The sequence below is a fragment of the Aminipila sp. genome, assembly GCF_032051575.1.
Lineage (GTDB): Bacteria > Bacillota > Clostridia > Peptostreptococcales > Anaerovoracaceae > Aminipila.
The window spans coordinates 45,024-63,001 of the sequence record NZ_DAMBYD010000004.1 but is presented as its reverse complement, the minus strand read 5'-3'; the positions used below and the strand labels follow the sequence as shown (position 1 = coordinate 63,001).

General features: G+C 35.6%; 10 protein-coding genes. 3 read left to right on the top strand and 7 right to left on the bottom strand.

All coding sequences use genetic code 11. The features are described 5' to 3' along the window. Positions 1 to 79: 79 nt before the first annotated feature. From aspS to gltB, 5 genes are all read right to left on the bottom strand, one after another. A complete protein-coding gene (gene aspS, locus RTW14_RS18650) occupies positions 80 to 3,352 on the bottom strand; it encodes an aspartate--tRNA ligase (protein WP_331654410.1) in 3,273 nt (1,090 codons plus the stop codon). Beyond that, a complete protein-coding gene (gatA, locus tag RTW14_RS06200; RefSeq protein ID WP_312648839.1) occupies positions 3,352 to 4,824 on the bottom strand; it encodes an Asp-tRNA(Asn)/Glu-tRNA(Gln) amidotransferase subunit GatA in 1,473 nt (490 codons plus the stop codon). Before gatA ends, aspS begins: the two co-directional genes overlap by 1 nt. A gap of 15 nt (positions 4,825 to 4,839) precedes the next feature. Further along, positions 4,840 to 5,127, bottom strand: coding sequence for an Asp-tRNA(Asn)/Glu-tRNA(Gln) amidotransferase subunit GatC (gene gatC / locus RTW14_RS06195; RefSeq protein WP_312648838.1), 288 nt, complete (start codon positions 5,125 to 5,127; stop codon positions 4,840 to 4,842). 151 nt (positions 5,128 to 5,278) lie between these two features. After that, positions 5,279 to 6,772: a glutamate synthase subunit beta gene (locus tag RTW14_RS06190; protein WP_312648837.1), complete on the bottom strand. Its 1,494-nt coding sequence runs from the start codon at positions 6,770 to 6,772 to the stop codon at positions 5,279 to 5,281. Continuing rightward, a complete protein-coding gene (gene gltB / locus RTW14_RS06185) occupies positions 6,772 to 11,334 on the bottom strand; it encodes a glutamate synthase large subunit (protein WP_312648836.1) in 4,563 nt (1,520 codons plus the stop codon). Before gltB ends, RTW14_RS06190 begins: the two co-directional genes overlap by 1 nt. Positions 11,335 to 11,633: 299 nt before the next feature. Between gltB and RTW14_RS06180 the strand changes: the two genes are divergently transcribed. From RTW14_RS06180 to RTW14_RS06170, 3 genes are all read left to right on the top strand, one after another. Next, positions 11,634 to 13,346, top strand: coding sequence for an ammonium transporter (locus tag RTW14_RS06180; protein WP_312648835.1), 1,713 nt, complete (start codon positions 11,634 to 11,636; stop codon positions 13,344 to 13,346). Positions 13,347 to 13,513: 167 nt separating this feature from the next. Beyond that, positions 13,514 to 15,598: a glutamine synthetase III family protein gene (locus RTW14_RS06175; protein WP_312648834.1), complete on the top strand. Its 2,085-nt coding sequence runs from the start codon at positions 13,514 to 13,516 to the stop codon at positions 15,596 to 15,598. Between the two features lie 151 nt (positions 15,599 to 15,749). After that, positions 15,750 to 16,319: an ANTAR domain-containing response regulator gene (locus RTW14_RS06170; RefSeq protein WP_312648833.1), complete on the top strand. Its 570-nt coding sequence runs from the start codon at positions 15,750 to 15,752 to the stop codon at positions 16,317 to 16,319. 39 nt (positions 16,320 to 16,358) lie between these two features. On the opposite strand, the gene sigE is transcribed toward RTW14_RS06170, so the two are convergent. Next, entirely contained in the window at positions 16,359 to 17,084 is a 726-nt protein-coding gene (gene sigE / locus RTW14_RS06165; protein WP_312648832.1) for an RNA polymerase sporulation sigma factor SigE, read from the bottom strand. After that, positions 17,084 to 17,911, bottom strand: coding sequence for a sigma-E processing peptidase SpoIIGA (locus RTW14_RS06160; RefSeq protein WP_312648831.1), 828 nt, complete (start codon positions 17,909 to 17,911; stop codon positions 17,084 to 17,086). Before RTW14_RS06160 ends, sigE begins: the two co-directional genes overlap by 1 nt. Between the last annotated feature and the right edge of the window lie 67 nt (positions 17,912 to 17,978).

Genomic DNA, 17,978 nt, shown 5'->3' with positions numbered 1-17,978 from the left:
AAACTTATAAAATATAGAAAAGTCGAGACTCATATCTTAGGAATACCTAATGTTAAAAGTCTCGACTTTATTTTTCCCTTTATCTTAATTTTATATGCACTTCTCTAAGCTGTATTTCTTCTACTGGGCTTGGTGAATTAAATAACATATCCTGTCCATTTGCTGCAAGTGGGAATGGTATAACCTCTCTTATACTTTCCTCTTCTGCCAGCAGCATAACCATTCTATCAACGCCAGGAGCCATACCAGCATGTGGTGGCGCTCCATATTGAAAGGCCTTATATAATGCTCCAAACTTGTTTTTAACATCTTCTTCTGTATAACCTGCAATCTCAAAAGCCTTCACCATGACCTCCGGTCTATGGTTTCTCACGGCTCCTGAAGAAAGTTCTACACCATTTACAACTATGTCATACTGATAGGCTTTGATATCTAATGGATTTATTTCCATTAAGGCTTTCATCTCTCCCTGTGGCATTGAAAATGGGTTATGGGTAAAGTCAATCTTACCCAGATCCTCATTGTACTCATACATAGGGAAATCAGTAATATAGCAGAACTCAAATTTTCCTCTATTAATTAAATCCAAACGGCTCGCAACTTCAGTTCTGATTAAGCCGGCATATTTTGCAACCACACTCTTTTCATCACTGATGAAATATAAAATATCATCTGGTTGTAACCCCTCTCTATCAGCTAAATTCTTTCTCTGTTCATCGGTAAAAAACTTATCTATAGGGCCTTTATAAGACATATCTTCATTTACGGTAATGTATCCAAGCCCTTTCATACCAATGCTTCTTGCATAAACCTCCATTTTTTCAAAGAAAGATTTAGGCATTTTAGCCTTGTCGGGGACTCTTATAGCTCTTACTATTTTTCCTTTAAAAGGAGCAAAATCTACTGCATTAAAGAAATCGCTTAAGTCTGTAATAATAAGTGGATTTCTTAAATCAGGTTTATCATTTCCGTATTTCAGCATGGATTCTTCAAAAGTTATCTTTCTAAAAGGAGGCTTTGAAACCTCTAGGTTAGAAAATTCTTTAAATGTAGAATAAAGTACCTTTTCTGCTACTTCAAACACATCCTGCTGTGTTGCAAAAGCCATTTCAAAGTCTAACTGATAAAATTCTCCTGGTGATCGGTCTGCTCTGGCATCTTCATCTCTGAAACAAGGTGCAATTTGAAAATATTTATCAAAACCAGAAGCCATAAGCATTTGCTTAAATTGCTGTGGAGCTTGCGGCAGCGCATAGAACGTACCCTTATGCTTTCTGCTTGGTACTAGATAATCTCTTGCACCCTCTGGGGAAGAATTCCCTAATATTGGTGTCTGTATTTCCATAAAATCTAATTCTTCCATTTGCTTTCGCAGATATTTAATAATCTTTGCTCTCAAAACCATCTTATCATGAACTTTAGGATTTCTAAGATCAAGGAATCTATATTTAAGTCTTACGTCTTCTCTTGTATCCAATGAACTATCAATTTCAAAAGGAAGGGTGTTCTGTGCTATTCCAAGAATTCTTATAGCCGATGCTTTCACCTCTACTTCACCAGTAGAAATCTTAGTATTTATTGTATCTTCATCCCTCTTTAAAACAGTACCTGTTACAGAAATAACCGTTTCCTTATTTAGCCTATCTACCATACTTTCAGTAACTACAATCTGTGTCACACCGTAATGATCTCTTAAATCAACAAAGGCAATGCCTCCGTGGTTTCTAATCGTTCTGACCCAGCCAGCCAGCTTAACTTCTCTGCCAACATCTGTCATGGTAAGCTGATTGCAATCTACCGTTCGATAACAGCCGTCAAATTCGCTGTCATCTATGGCAATATCCCATTCCTTAACATCATACTTCTTAGCCTCAGCAGCTTTCTTTTCTTGTTCTTTAGCTTCTGTTTCAACTGCTGCATCAAGTGCAATTTTATCAAGCTTTTCTTTTATCAGCTTATTTACAATTTGAGGGCTGGCTTTTCCTTCAAGTTTTTTCATCGCTTGTCCCACTAAGAATCCAAAGGCCTTTTGCTTTCCCGCCTTAAAATCTTCAATGGATTTAGGATTTTCATCAATAGCGTCCTCCACGGCTTTTTCAATAAGCTGTGTATTTTCAATAGCTAATAAACCTTTTTCTTCTATATATTCTAAAGGGTCCGTATTATTATCAAAAACTTCTTCAATAACTTGTTTGGCAACACTTCTGTTAATCTTACCGTCGGCTGTAAGCTTTACTACGGCTGCAAGTTTCTTCGCATCTATTGAAACCTTTTCTGGTTCAACACTTCTATCCTTAAGAAGCCTTAACACATCCCCGGCTATAAAGTTAGCTGAAAGCTTTGCATCACCAGACTTTTCAGTAGTTGCTTCAAATATTTCTGCTATTTCTTTTGTGGCCGTAATCGTTTTAGCTATGTCCTCAGATAATCCAAATATCTTCTGATACCTTTCCTTTTTTTTCATAGGCAATTCAGGCAAGGCATCTCTTAAGTCAGAAATCCATTGTTCATCTATATGAATAGGAAGTAAATCAGGGTCAGGGAAATATCTATAATCCTGAGCATTTTCCTTAGAACGCATTGCATAACTCTCTCCTGCTTCATCGTCCCATCTTCTGGTTTCCTGTGTTACTATTCCTCCACTTTCCACAAGTTCCATCTGTCTTTTGCTCTCAAACTCAATAGCCCTCTGTATTGCTTTAAAAGAATTTAGATTCTTCATTTCAGTTCGTGTGCCAAAGCTCTCAACACCTTTAGGTCTAATTGATAAATTTACATCGGCACGCATAGAGCCTTCCTGCATCTTACAATCTGATACATCTAAATATTTAAGCATCTGCTGTAAGTTTTCAAGAAATGTAACAATCTGCTGTGCATTTCGAAAGTCAGGATTTGTTACTATTTCTATAAGAGGTATGCCACAACGATTATAATCTACTAATGTACCACCCACATCATGAACTAATTTACCAGCATCCTCTTCCATATGGATTTCACAAAGAGTGATTCTGCTCGTTTCTCCATCTACAGTTACATCCATAAATCCATTCCTGCATATTGGATGATAAAGCTGCGAAATCTGATAATCTTTTGGTAAATCAGGATAAAAATAGTTTTTTCGGTCAAATCTGTTTTCTTTCTGAATATTACAGTTCAATGCAAGCCCTGCTTTTATAGCACGATTTACCACATCCTTATTTAAAACGGGAAGACTTCCTGGTAATCCCAGACACACTGGGCATACATGTGAATTAGGTTCGCCACCAAATTCAGTGCTACATCCACAAAAGATCTTAGTTTTAGTAGATAATTCAACATGGACTTCAAGGCCCATGACTATTTCATAATTCATTACAAGATTCCTCCCCTCTTATGAAAATCTGTTACTTGCTGATAAGCATAAGCCGCTCTTACTAAAGTAGGTTCAGCAAAATTATTACCAATCAGCTGCATGCCAATAGGCATTTTATTTTCATCTGAGACTCCACATGGCAAAGCGATAGCCGGAATCCCTGCCAAATTTATTGAAACCGTATAAATATCTGCCATATACATAGCAATTGGATCTGAAATCTGTTCTCCTATTTTATAGGCAGTAGTTGGACTTACTGGGCTTAAAATCATATCATACTTCTCGAAAGCTTTATTAAAGTTTTCCTTTATCATTGTCCTTACCTGTAGTGCCTTCTTATAATATGCGTCAAAATATCCTGAACTTAAAACAAAAGATCCTAACATGATTCTTCTCTTTACTTCAGAGCCAAAACCTTCACTTCTTGATTTATAATAAGTCTCTTGTAAATCATTGGCGTTCTTTGAAGTGAACCCATATTTTATTCCATCATATCTTGAAAGATTTGAACTTGCTTCCGCACAAGCCACAATGTAATAAGCGGGAACAGCATATTCTATTCCTGGCATTTCAAATTCTTGAATTTCAGCACCAAGGCCTTTAAGTACACCTGCTGCTGCTAAGATTTTTTCACTAACTTCTGTATTTAACCCGTTTCCAAAGTAGTTCTTTGGAATGCCGATTTTAATTCCTTTTAAATCTTCCTCATAGGAATTAGAAAAATCAAAAGGTTTATCCATTATAGCGGTACTGTCTCTTTTATCTAAGCCTGAAATCAGAGCAAGAACTTCTGCACAATCCTGCACATTTTTTCCTATGGGTCCAATTTGGTCTAATGACGATGCATACGCCATAAGCCCATACCGGGAAACACTTCCATAGGTTGGCTTTATCCCAGTTAAATTGCAGAAAGAACAAGGTTGTCTAATGGATCCTCCTGTATCAGAGCCTAACGCATATGGCGACATATTAGCTGCCACAGCCGCCGCTGATCCTCCTGAAGACCCTCCTGGTACATATTGTTTATTCCAAGGATTCTTTGTTATACCAAAACTAGAAGTCTCTGTTGAACCACCCATAGCAAATTCATCCATATTTGCCTTTGCAATAACCACCGCTCCTGCATGTTCTAATTTTTCCATGACACCTGCACTATATGGTGGTATGAAATTTTCAAGCATTTTAGATGCAGCCGTAGTCCTTAGATTTTTCGTACAAATATTATCTTTAATGATTACGGGAACCCCTGCAAGTGGTGAGATATCCTCACCGTTATTGATTCTTTTCTGTATAGATTCTGCAGTTTTAACAGCTTTTTCTCCGTTAACAGCTAAAACCGCATTTATTTCATTATTATTATTATTTATCTCTCCTAAATAATAATTGGTTACTTCTTTACAACTTACTTCTCTATTCTTTATAAGCCTGCCTATTTCAACTGCAGACAAAGTTTTAAGCTCTTTCACTGCCACCTCTACACCTTCTTTCTACTCAACTGTTTTGTGTACTCTGAAATAATCTCCCTTACTATCTGGAGCATTTTGAAGTACTTCTTCACGTTTATCACTATTTGTTACTTCATCTTCTCTAAAGCAATTTTGGTTATCAAATGGTTGTGACATTTCACTGATACCTTTTGTGTCAATCTCATTGAGCTTATCCATGTAATTTAATATATCAGTCAAATCCTTCTTTGCACTTTCTTTTTCCTGTTCCTCCAGTTCAAGTCTGGACAAATCACTGATATAATCAATAAGACTATCTGTTATGATCATAATTTGACCTCATTCTTTCTAAAAAATATACGTTATAGCATATCACTTTTAATTTAACTTTGCAATATTTTTTAGTGGTTCAACCACTATTTTGCCTTTATTTTTTATGAATAAAAACAAAAATGACGCTTTATACGTCATTTTTGTCATCCTACAAATTCGTATATCCCATAAGATATTTGTCTACTTCTCTAGCCACTTCTCTACCTTCTCGTATAGCCCATACAACCAGTGACTGGCCTCTTCGCATATCTCCCGCAGCAAATACTTTATTTCGATTAGTCTTATACAAAGATTCCTGCTGAATGTTCGTCCATACATTAGATCTATCATCTACTTCGACACCAAAGGCTTTAGTAACATCTGTATCGCATCCTAGGAATCCTGCTGCTACTAAAACTAAATCCACTGAAACAATTTTTTCAGATTTAGAAATTTCTTTCATAATCATTTTTCCTGTTTCATTGTCTTTTCCCAATTCTAGTTTAACCAATATGGCCTGTTTTACATTACCTTCTTTGTCACAAATAAATTCTTTTACAGTAGTCTGATATTCTCTGGGATCTTTCCCGAAAATTGCAATTGCTTCTTCTTGTCCATAATCTGTCTTTAAGACCTTAGGCCATTGAGGCCATGGATTGTTTTCAAGTCTGCTTTCTGGTGGCTTTGGCATCATTTCTAGTTGCATTACCGACTTCGCACCATGTCTAATAGCCGTACCTACACAATCATTGCCCGTGTCTCCCCCACCAATTACAATTACATTTTTGTCTTTAGCTGAAATATAAGTTTTTTCTTCTAAAAAATTATCCAACAAAGACTTTGTAGTGGAGGTTAAAAAATCCACCGCAAAATAAATTCCCTTTCCATCTCTGCCGGGTACATTAATATCCCTTGGGTTGGCTGCTCCACAAGCCAAAATAACAGCGTCATAATCCTTTAGTAGTTTTTCCACTTGTTTTTTGCTGGATATTCCCTCATTCATTCTAAATTGAATGCCTTCTGCTTTCATTATGTCAATTCTTCTTTTTATAACCCGTTTTTCCAATTTCATATTAGGTATACCATACATCAGAAGGCCGCCAGCCCTGTCATTCTTTTCATAAACCGTAACATGATGCCCCCTAAAATTTAATTGGTCTGCAGCTGCAAGTCCAGCAGGACCAGAACCAATAACCGCAATTTTTTTATCTGAACGGTTCACTATTTTTCTAGGTTGCATCAACCTGTTATCATATCCTCCCTCAATGATAGCCAGTTCATTCTCTCTAACTGATACACTGTCACCATTTAATGAGCAGGTACATGCCTTTTCACAAAGAGCAGGGCATACCCTAGATGTAAACTCAGGAAAATTATTTTTTTTCAGGAGCCTTTTTAATGCTGCTTTATAATTGCCATAATAGACAAGGTCATTCCATTCAGGTATTAAATTGTTTAAAGGACATCCTGATACCATACCTCCTATCATCTTTCCAGACTGACAAAATGGTACACCACAGTCCATACAACGTGCTCCCTGTTCCATCTGTTCTTCCTTTGATAAAGCAATATGAAACTCATTAAAATTCTTTATTCTTTCCAAAGGCTCCAAGGCCTCGCTTGTGCGCCTCTCATACTTTAAAAAGCCTGTTGACATTCCCATTACTGCATACCTCCTTTTATTTCATAGAAAGCCTTTATCTGTGCAGTTTTTTCATCTACACCCATCTCTTCATATTTTTTAATTATATTAAGCACATTTTTATAATCATAAGGCATTATTTTTTTAAACATAGGCAGATACTCCGTAAATCTCTTAAGTATTTCTTTACCTTTAACAGAATTGGTAGCCTTAACATGTTCCTTTATAAGTTCGTTTAGTTCTAGTACATCTTGGCTCTTGCTTACATTTTCAAGAGAAATAATATCTTTATTTAATTTAGAATACAAATCTCCTTTCTCATCTAAGACATATGCTATTCCGCCAGACATACCAGCTGCTAAGTTGTTTCCTGTTGCTCCCAGAATGACAACTCTGCCACCTGTCATATATTCAAGTCCATGATCTCCTACACCTTCTACTACAGCATCCACTCCAGAATTTCTTACACAAAATCTTTCCCCTGCTACACCACTAAAAAAAGCCTTGCCAGAGGTTGCCCCATATAATGCTACATTACCTATAATAATGTTTTCATCGTGTTTAAATGTTGCCTTCTTATCTGGATAAACAATAATTTTTCCACCGGATAATCCTTTTCCAATATAATCATTACTATCACCCTCTAATTCTAAAGTCAGACCTTTTGGTATAAATGCACCAAAACTTTGTCCGCCGTAGCCCGTACATTTAACATGGAATGTGTCTGCTTCCAACTTGTTTCCACACTTTTTAGTCAATATGGATCCTAGCACAGTTCCAAACGCCCGATCTTGGTTGTCCACCTTAACCTCTATGGATTTTTTCTCCCTCTTATCAATGGAATCTTTTAAACTCTTATATAATACAGTCATGTCTTTGCTCTCACTTAGTCTAAAATCAAAGTCATCACCTACTTTATGGATGCCGTTCAGCAATTCATCTGAAATTCCATTTTTTAGAATGCACTCAATGTCTAGTTTGTGGCCTTCGCCTTCTTTTGTCGTTCTAGGTTTTAACATATCTGTTCTGCCAACCATTTCATCTACTGTTTTAAATCCTAGCAATGCCATGTATTCTCTTAATTCTTCGGCAACAAATCGCATAAAATTCATTACATATTCCGGTTTACCAGAAAATCTTTTTCTAAGTTCTGGGTTCTGCGTTGCAATGCCAACTGGACAAGTGTCCAAATTGCAAACTCTCATCATGACACAGCCCATAGAAATAAGGGGTGCTGTAGCAAAACCAAATTCTTCTGCTCCTAGCAATGCCGCAATAGCAACTTCTCTGCCACTCATTAATTTGCCATCAGTCTCTAAAATAACTCTGCTTCTAAGTCCATTCATAAGCAATGTCTGATGTGCTTCTGCTAATCCAAGCTCCCATGGCAATCCTGCATTATATACAGAATTTTTAGGTGCTGCTCCTGTGCCGCCATCATATCCAGAAATCAAAATTACTTGTGCTCCGGCTTTTGCAACACCTGCTGCAATCGTTCCTACGCCCGCTTCTGAAACTAATTTTACGGAAATTCTCGCCTGAGAATTTGCACATTTACAATCATAAATTAACTGGGCTAAATCCTCAATCGAATAAATGTCATGGTGTGGTGGAGGTGAGATAAGACCGACACCTGTGGTGCTATGTCTTGTTCTGGCAATCCAAGGATACACTTTATCAGAAGGCAGTTGTCCACCTTCACCTGGTTTTGCCCCCTGGGCCAATTTTATCTGAATTTCTTCTGCACTTACTAAGTATTCTGATGTAACACCAAATCTTCCAGATGCAACTTGCTTGATTTTACTGCATTTATCCACCCCATCTGCACCAACCTTAAATCTTTCTGACTCTTCTCCGCCCTCTCCACTATTTGACTTTCCTTTAAGTTTATTCATAGCTATAGCCATAGTTTCATGTGCTTCTTTAGATATAGAACCATAGGACATAGCCCCTGTTTTAAATCTCCTTACAATGGAATCTACACTTTCAACCTGTTCAACAGGAATGGATTGATTATTTAAATTAAAGTCCATTAAATTTCTTAAATGTGTAGCCCCCATTTCTTCATTTATTAGCTTTGTATATTCCTTAAATAGTTTATAATCTCCATTTCTCGTGGCCATTTGAAGTAAATGAATAGTTTGAGGATTATATAAATGTTCCTCTTCTCCACTTCTGACCTTATGGTCTCCTAAGCTGTCAAGAACGTAATCCTGGTTTAAGCCTAATGGGTCGAAAGCTCTTGAATGTCTTGCATTTATTTGCTTCTCCATTTCCTTAAGCGTCATTCCGCCAACCCGGCTTACGGTATTGGTAAAATACTGATCTATGACCTCTTTGCTAATGCCTACTGCCTCAAAAATTTGTGAACCCTGGTATGATTGAATAGTTGAAATACCCATTTTGGAAGCAATTTTTACAATCCCATGAAGAATTCCTTCTGCATAATCATGCACAGCGGCATAATAATCCTTTTCTAAAATATTATCTTCAACCATCTGCTTAATGGTATCTTGTGCCAAATAAGGATTGATAGCACTTGCCCCATAACCTAGCAATGTTGCAAAGTGATGAACTTCTCTAGGTTCTCCACTTTCTAACACTAGGGACAGAGACATACGCTTTCTAGTTCTTACTAAATACTGCTGCACTGCAGATACTGCTAAAAGAGATGGAATTGGTACCCTGTATTCATCTACGTCCCTATCAGATAAAATGATAATATTAGCCCCGTCTTTTAATGCTCTGTCCGTCTGTATAAATATATTATTTATGGCTTTCTCTAAAGAAGTTCCTTTGTAATAATTTATTGAAACAGTAGCCACCTTAAAGCCTTCAACCTTCATATTCTTAATTTTCATGAAGTCAGTATTTGTTAATATGGGATTTCTAACAGAAAGCAGCCTGCAGTTTTCAGGCACATCCTTTAGAAGGTTTCCATCCTTACCTAAATAACTATATGTTGAAGTAACAATTTCCTCTCTGATAGCATCAATAGGTGGATTAGTTACCTGGGCAAAAAGTTGCTTAAAATAGTTAAAAAGCGGTGGATGGGTTTCAGATAATGCGGCTAAAGGTGTATCTGCTCCCATAGCAATAATTGGCTCACTACCGTTTAATGCCATGGGTTTTAAGTAATTTATGACATCTTCATAGGAATACCCAAACGCCTGTTGCATTCTTGTTAAATCTTGATTTCTAAAGAATGGAACTCTTTGATTTGGAATTTGTAGTTCCTTTAAATGTATTAAATTATTTTCTATCCATTCACCATAGGGCTGGTTGCCTGCATAATATTCCTTTAAATCTTTATCATTTATTAATTTACCTACTTTAGTGTCCACAAGAAGCATTCTGCCAGGTCTTAATCTTTCCTTTACTTCAATCTCCTCTGGTGGAATATCTAAAACACCCACTTCTGAAGATAAAATTAAATTTCCATCTTTGGTTATATAATATCTGGAAGGACGCAATCCATTTCTGTCTAATACAGCCCCTACAACATCACCATCACTAAACACTATGGAAGCTGGTCCATCCCAAGGTTCCATCATCGTTCCATGATATAGATAAAAATCTTTCTTTTTCTGACTCATGTTCCTATCATTACACCATGGTTCAGGAATACATAACATGACTGCCTTTGGAAAATCCATTCCTGACATATATAAAAATTCTAAAGTATTATCTAACATAGCAGAGTCAGATCCCCACTTTGGAACGATTGGAAGTACTCTGTATAAATCCTGTCCTAATGTATCCGAATGCATATTTTCTTCTCTGGACAACATTTTATTTACATTTCCACGTATTGTGTTTATTTCACCATTATGTACCATATAGCGATTGGGATGCGCTTTTTCCCACGAAGGCATGGTATTAGTGGAAAATCTAGAATGAACAATAGCAATAGCTGAAATAAAATCTTTTTCCTGAAGATCTAAATAAAATAATCGTAATTGTTTTACTAAAAACATCCCCTTATATACAATTGTCCTACTGGATAAAGAACACACATAAGTCTCATTTGATTCATTGTCATTGCTGTTTTCAAATATTCTTCTGGCAATATATAATTTTCTATCAAATTCTATCCCCGGCTTTAGGTTTCTTGGTCTTCCAATAAATACTTGATAAATAGCAGGTTTACACTCCAGCGCTTTGTTCCCAAGTACATAATCACAAGTAGGAACCTCTCTCCATCCAAGAAAAATCAATCCCTCCTTTTCAACAATGACTTCAAAGCGTTTTTTTATCTGATTTCTAAGTAGTTCCTGCTGGGGAAAGAAAAACATACCTACAGCAAAATCTCCATTTGATGGGAATTCTATATCTTTTACATGCTTAACAAAAAAACTATGGGGAATTTGTGTTAATATTCCAACACCGTCTCCAGTTTCTCCCGTTGAATCTTTACCTGCTCTATGTTCCAATTTCTCAACAATAGTTAATGCATCCTCAACCGTTTTGTGGGACTTAACACCCTTTATGTTTACAACCGCTCCAATACCACAGTTATCATGTTCAAAATTTTTATCATATAAACTTCCTGTTATTCTCATTTGTTGTTGTACTTGTTTCATAGTTACCGCCCTTCCTTGTTTGCATATTATTATTTTTTATAAATATATATACAATTTTGCATTAATTCTTTGTCTGTTTAATTTTCAGACAATTCTTAAAACACTTTGATATTTTATACCCTACAACCAATTTAGTCAAGACTTTTTGTTTTGCAAAACAAATTGCGATATTTTTATGCTTGACATTTGTAACTTTACTGGGTATACTTCGGAATTAAGCAAAGGCGCTGCGGTTTTTTCCCGCAGCGCCTTTTGTATATATAAATAAAATTTTCAAGATGAAATAGGAGGTGTTTTATATGTTTTCATCATTTGACACAATGTGGGTACTAATAGCTGCTGCATTAGTATATTTTATGCAAGCTGGTTTTGCCATGGTAGAAGCAGGTCTTACCAGAGCCAAGAATGCAGGTAACATTATCATGAAAAATCTTATGGACTTTGCTCTAGGGTCCATAGTATTTTGGATAATTGGATTTGGTATTATGTTTGGAGGGTTAAATAAATTTTGGGGAGGATTAGATTTATTTATACAGGGAAATTATGATTCCTCTTTCCCTACAGCTGCATTTGTTATTTTCCAAACTGTATTTTGCGCTACAGCTGCAACTATAGTATCTGGTGCCATGGCAGAACGTACTAAATTTTCAGCATACTGTATCTATAGCCTGATTATAAGTGCAGCTATTTACCCCGTATCAGGTCATTGGATTTGGGGTGGAGGCTGGTTATCCGATTTAGGTTTCCATGATTTTGCTGGTTCAACAGTTGTTCATATGGTAGGTGGTGTAGCTGCTTTAATTGGTGCACTAATTCTTGGACCAAGAATTGGAAAATATACAAACGAGGGGAAAGCAAATGCAATTCCTGGCCACAGCATTACTCTGGCAGCCTTAGGTGTATTTATTCTTTGGTTTGGATGGTTTGGTTTTAACGGTGGTTCAACTGTATGCTTTACAGGTGATGATGCTATTGTTTCAACTTCTTCTATTTTCGTTACAACCAATTTAGCAGCTGCAGTATCAACTACAACTGTTATGATTTTAACTTGGATAGTATATAAAAAGCCTGATATTTCCATGACTCTTAACGGATCTTTAGCTGGGTTAGTTGCAATCACCGCTGGATGTGATACCGTAACTCCTGCTGGTTCTGCAGCAATTGGATTTATTGCAGGACTTGTAGTAGTTTTAGCTATAACTTTTATTGATAAAAGTTTAAAAATTGATGATCCTGTAGGTGCTATTGGTGTACACGGCGTATGTGGATGCTTAGGGACACTATTAGTTGGTGTTTTTTCAACCAATGGCGGGCTCCTTTATGGTGGTGGAGGTTCACTATTAGTTATACAGTCCATTGGAGTTGGAGCCGTTCTAATCTGGGTAGTAATAACTATGACCATAATATTCTTTGCTATAAAGCATACAATAGGTCTTCGTGTATCCAGAGAAGAAGAAATTGAAGGATTAGATATCCACGAGCACGGACTTGTAAACGGGTACGCCGATTTTATGCCATCAACAAACTACTTAGGAATGATTGACAGTAATCTTATGGGAATTTCAGCTTCTGAAACTGATATGACACCTGTTACTTACACTTCAGATGATTCAATTCGTAACAATAAGATTATTTCAACAGTTAAACTAACTAAGCTGACTATTATTATGAATCAGACAAAATTTGAAGAGCTTAAGTATGCAATGAATGAAATTGGTGTTACTGGTATGACTGTTACTCAGGTTTTAGGCTGCGGCATACAAAAAGGCAAGAATCAATATTATCGTGGTATACCTATGACTATGAATCTTCTTCCAAAGATCCAGGTTGATATAGTTGTCAGCAAAATATCACCAGAATTAGTTATATCAACTGCAAAACGTATATTACATACCGGTTATATTGGTGATGGAAAAATATTTGTTTATGATGTAGAAAACGTTATAAAAATCAGAACTGGAGAACAGGGCTATGAGGCGTTGCAGGATGAATCTGATTTAGAATTACTATAAGGTTTCTTGCTTTTGTAATTATTTACAAAAATAAATCAAAAAAGTTATTGACATGTATTAATTTTTTTAGTATACTCACCTCATTGATTAGCAAAGGCGCTATGAGTTATTACTCGTAGTGCCTTTTTTTATAAACTTTGATGATGAAGATAAAGGAGGATATTCATATGAACAAGATTTCAAAAATCTTTGGCAGCTTGGTCTTCAACGATGCCATTATGAGAGAAAAATTACCAAAAGATACTTATAAAGCTCTTCAATCTCATATAGATAAGGGCACGCCTTTGTCCATGGAAACTGCTAATGTTATTGCAAGTGCTATGAAGGATTGGGCTCTGGAACATGGGGCAACACATTTCACTCATTGGTTTCAGCCAATGACAGGTATAACAGCTGAAAAGCATGACAGCTTTATTTCACCTACAGAAGGTGGCGGCATTTTTATGAATTTTTCAGGAAAAGAGTTAATAAAGGGAGAACCTGATGCATCCAGTTTCCCTTCAGGTGGTATTAGGGCTACTTTTGAAGCAAGAGGTTATACTAACTGGGACCCAAGTTCATATGCATTTATTAAAGAAAATACACTTTGCATTCCAACTGCATTCTGTTCCTATGGAGGAGAAGCTTTAGATAAAAAAACTCCACTGCTTCGTTCAATGGAAGCCATTGAAAAGCAGTCAATAAGACTACTTGAACTCCTTGGCAATAGTGTGAAAAAGGTCATAACTACTGTAGGTCCTGAGCAAGAATATTTCCTTGTTTCAAAAGAACTTTATGAAAAGCGTAAAGATTTAATATATTGTGGCAGAACATTGCTTGGTGCAAAACCCCCAAAAAGGCAAGAGCTGGAAGATCATTATTTTGGAGCTATAAAGCCAAAAGTTAATGATTTTATGGCAGAACTTGATGAAGAACTTTGGAAACTGGGTGTTCTTGCAAATACAGAGCATAATGAAGTAGCTCCTGCTCAGCATGAACTTGCACCTATATTTTCTAGTTCAAATGTTGCAGCCGACCATAATCAACTAACAATGGAAATGATGAAAAAAATTGCAAGTAAGCATGGTCTAGTTTGTTTATTACATGAAAAGCCATTTGCAGGAATTAATGGAAGTGGTAAACATATTAACTGGTCACTTGCTACAGATACAGGAGAGAATCTATTAAAACCTGGCAAAACACCTATTGAAAACACACAATTTTTATTATTCTTAAGTGCAGTAATTAAAGCTGTAGATGAATATCAGGATTTACTTAGAATTTCTGTTGCCAGTCCAAGTAACGATCATCGCCTTGGCGGTAACGAAGCACCTCCAGCTATTATTTCTATGTTCCTTGGGGATGATTTAAAAGAAGTACTGGATGCAATTGCTGAAGGAAAATCCGAAGTACCTGTAAGAGATAGAAAAATGGGCATCGGCGTTCAAGTTCTTCCTGATTTTAAAAAGGACACTACAGATAGAAACAGAACTTCTCCGTTTGCATTTACTGGCAGCCGGTTTGAATTCCGTATGCCTGGCTCAACTACTTCAGTTGCATGTCCTTCTTATATGTTAAATACTATTGTAGCAGATGCCTTAATGGAAATCGCTGACAAGCTTGAAGAATCTTCTGATGTAAAAGCAGATGCACTAAATCTGATTAAGGATATATATAAGAAACATAAACGAATTGTTTTTAACGGTAATAACTATTCTGAAGAATGGGTTAAAGAGGCAGAAAATCGAGGTCTCTTAAACTTAAAATCAGCAGTTGAGGCATTTCCCCATTTTACCGATAAAAAGAATCTTGATTTATTTAAAAGGCAGCACATCTTTACTGAAATTGAGACAACTGCAAGGCAAGAAATTTTATTCGAAGAATATTGTAAATTAATTAATATCGAAGCACTTACTATGTTAGATATGATAAATAAAGATATTCTACCTGCAGTATCCACTTACGTAAAGGATTTATCTGATGTTGTAATGAGTAAAAAATCTATTTCAGAGAATTTCCCTTGCGAAATGGAAAAGAATCTGATTGTTAATTTATCATCTGCATGTGATTGCTTATATTCAAAAGCTGGTGCACTTGATCAGTACTTACTTGAAGTAAATACAATTGAAAAAACGAGTGATGCTGCTAACTATTTCTGTGAAAAAGTGCTTCCTGCTATGAATGAATTACGTGCTATAGCAGATGAACTGGAGACAAGCACAGCAGCAAAATATTGGCCTATGCCAACTTATGGTTCGCTTCTCTTTACTTAATATATAACTCAACTTATAAGGAAAGAAGAGTGAAAAAATCTATGCTGATGCATAGGTTTTTTCATTTAATCCTGAAATTTAATTGCTGAAATTTAAAATGTATGCTAAAATGTTTTTTTCCAAAACTACTATTTGAAAGGTGGTGACAGTATTGCAGAAAATATTACTTGTTACAAGAAACACAAAGAGTAAAGATGCTCTTTTACAATATTTAGAAAACGATTTAAACCGAAACGTAGAACTTGCAGATAGTGTTGAATCTGGAAAGCTGAAACTGTCTGAAACTACCTTTGATTTAATTATAGTAAATTATCCATTAGATTCCAATACTGATGCTTCTTTCTCTATATACTGTGCGCAAAGCACCTCTGCAGGAGTTATAGCACTTTTAAAAAGTAAAGAAATAGATGCTCTCTCTGAACGACTAGAGAGATATGGAATAATTGTTATAAATAAACCGATTTTAAAAGTTGTACTTAATCAAGCAATAAAATTTGCTGAACTCTCTAAAAACAGAGTTCTTACCTTAAACGAAGAGAATGTCAAGCTACAGGATGAAATTGCTCAAATCAAACTTGTAAACAGGGCAAAGTGGGTTTTAATCCAATATCTGAATATGACTGAAAATCAAGCTCACAAATATATTGAACAGCAAGCCATGGAAAGACGTATGTCTAAGAAAAAGATTGCAGAAAAAATTCTTAAGATGTATGAACACTAAAAATAAATAAGGCAGGCGTTATACACAGCCTGCCTTTTATTATCCTAATTTTTTAATCTCTCGTCTTAATCTGTTAATAATCTTTTTTTCAAGTCTGGATATATAGGACTGAGAAATACCCATTTTATCTGCCACCTCTTTTTGAGTCATTTCTCTACCGCTTATAAGCCCAAATCTCATTTCCATTATCTGCTTTTCTCTATTATTCAGTTTCTTTAATGCGTATATTAAAAGCTTGCGGTTAACTTCTTCTTCTATATGTCCATATACCACATCATTTTCTGTTCCTAAAATATCTGATAGGAGGAGTTCATTCCCATCCCAATCTACATTCAATGGTTCATCAAAAGACACCTCACTTTTAGTTTTATTATTTCGTCTTATATACATGAGTATTTCATTTTCGATACATCTTGAAGCATATGTAGCTAATTTTATATTCTTATCTGAGTTAAAAGTATTTACTGCTTTTATAAGTCCAATGGTGCCGATTGAAATTAAATCTTCAATATTTATTTTAGAACCTTCAAATTTCTTGGCTATGTAAACTACCAGTCTTAAATTTCTTTCTATAAGGATTGCCCTGGCATCGTGACTTCCTTTAGAAAATTCTTCAAGTAAGTGTTTTTCTTCATCACTATTTAGTGGTGGTGGTAATACCTCACTTCCTCCAATATAGAAAATTTCATCTGTTTCTCCAGATTTTACCCATTTAAAAATTCTAGAAATTTGTTCTAATACCCATTGCTTTATATTCCAGCTCATTACGCTACCCCTCCCATTAAAAAGTCTTTACTTAATAGCATTTGATATTCCTCTTCTTCCCCTAGTTTACAAAATTCTGTATCATATACAGCTACTATAATACTCCCCAGCGATCTGCCGTTCACATATGCATTATCCACTCTATACCCCTCCAAAATACCATTTTTAATACCAATACTGTTATATGGAATTAAACAATATCTTCTATTAAAATCAATATCTTCTATACTTTTTAATTTTGCAGCTGCTGATTTGCTTATTACTGCTACAGCTCTTCCTGTTAAAGGATCTTTTAAAAAATTTCCCGAATCAATCAAAGCTCTGTGCGTTACTGTATGTCCCTCTATTTCTACTGCAATATCTGTAAAGATTCGATCTTTAAGCTGCTTCGCCGTATTTATTTTTGAAAATAGCATTATAATCACATATGATACTACTGCACCAAAAACTACATTCATATAGGATATATCACCTATATATAAAACTGCATTATTGGTCATTCCCCTAATTCTAGTAATGTACAATAATATAATCGTCATTCCTCCCATAAATGCCGAAACTATATAAATAAGTATGGTTCCTTTAAAAACTTTTTTATTAAAAGCTATATAAGCTAAAAGCATAGAAAATACTACCTTAATAAAAATTCCTAACAACATACCGATGTTGGGGATAAGTATTATAAATGAAAAAAAGCCACAGAGTACGCCCCCTATAAATAATCTCCTTTTGCTAGTCTTTAAACTGGCTATTTTACTTGATAAATATAAAATAAGAATACCCATAAGAAAGTTCTCACCAAATAAGTATTCTGCATAAACTTCCACATAAAAAACCCCCTTGCAGCTACATCATAATTGATTATAGACCTCACAAGGGGGAAAAATTGTCATA

Excerpts from the sequence above, each read along its gene's own strand:
- aspS (WP_331654410.1), bottom strand. The coding sequence starts at position 3,352 with ATGAATTATGAAATAGTCATGGGCCTTGAAGTCCATGTTGAATTATCT.
- gatC (WP_312648838.1), bottom strand. The coding sequence starts at position 5,127 with ATGATCATAACAGATAGTCTTATTGATTATATCAGTGATTTGTCCAGA.
- RTW14_RS06190 (WP_312648837.1), bottom strand. The coding sequence starts at position 6,772 with ATGGGAATGTCAACAGGCTTTTTAAAGTATGAGAGGCGCACAAGCGAG.
- gltB (WP_312648836.1), bottom strand. The coding sequence starts at position 11,334 with ATGAAACAAGTACAACAACAAATGAGAATAACAGGAAGTTTATATGAT.
- RTW14_RS06180 (WP_312648835.1), top strand. The coding sequence starts at position 11,634 with ATGTTTTCATCATTTGACACAATGTGGGTACTAATAGCTGCTGCATTA.
- RTW14_RS06175 (WP_312648834.1), top strand. The coding sequence starts at position 13,514 with ATGAACAAGATTTCAAAAATCTTTGGCAGCTTGGTCTTCAACGATGCC.
- sigE (WP_312648832.1), bottom strand. The coding sequence starts at position 17,084 with ATGAGCTGGAATATAAAGCAATGGGTATTAGAACAAATTTCTAGAATT.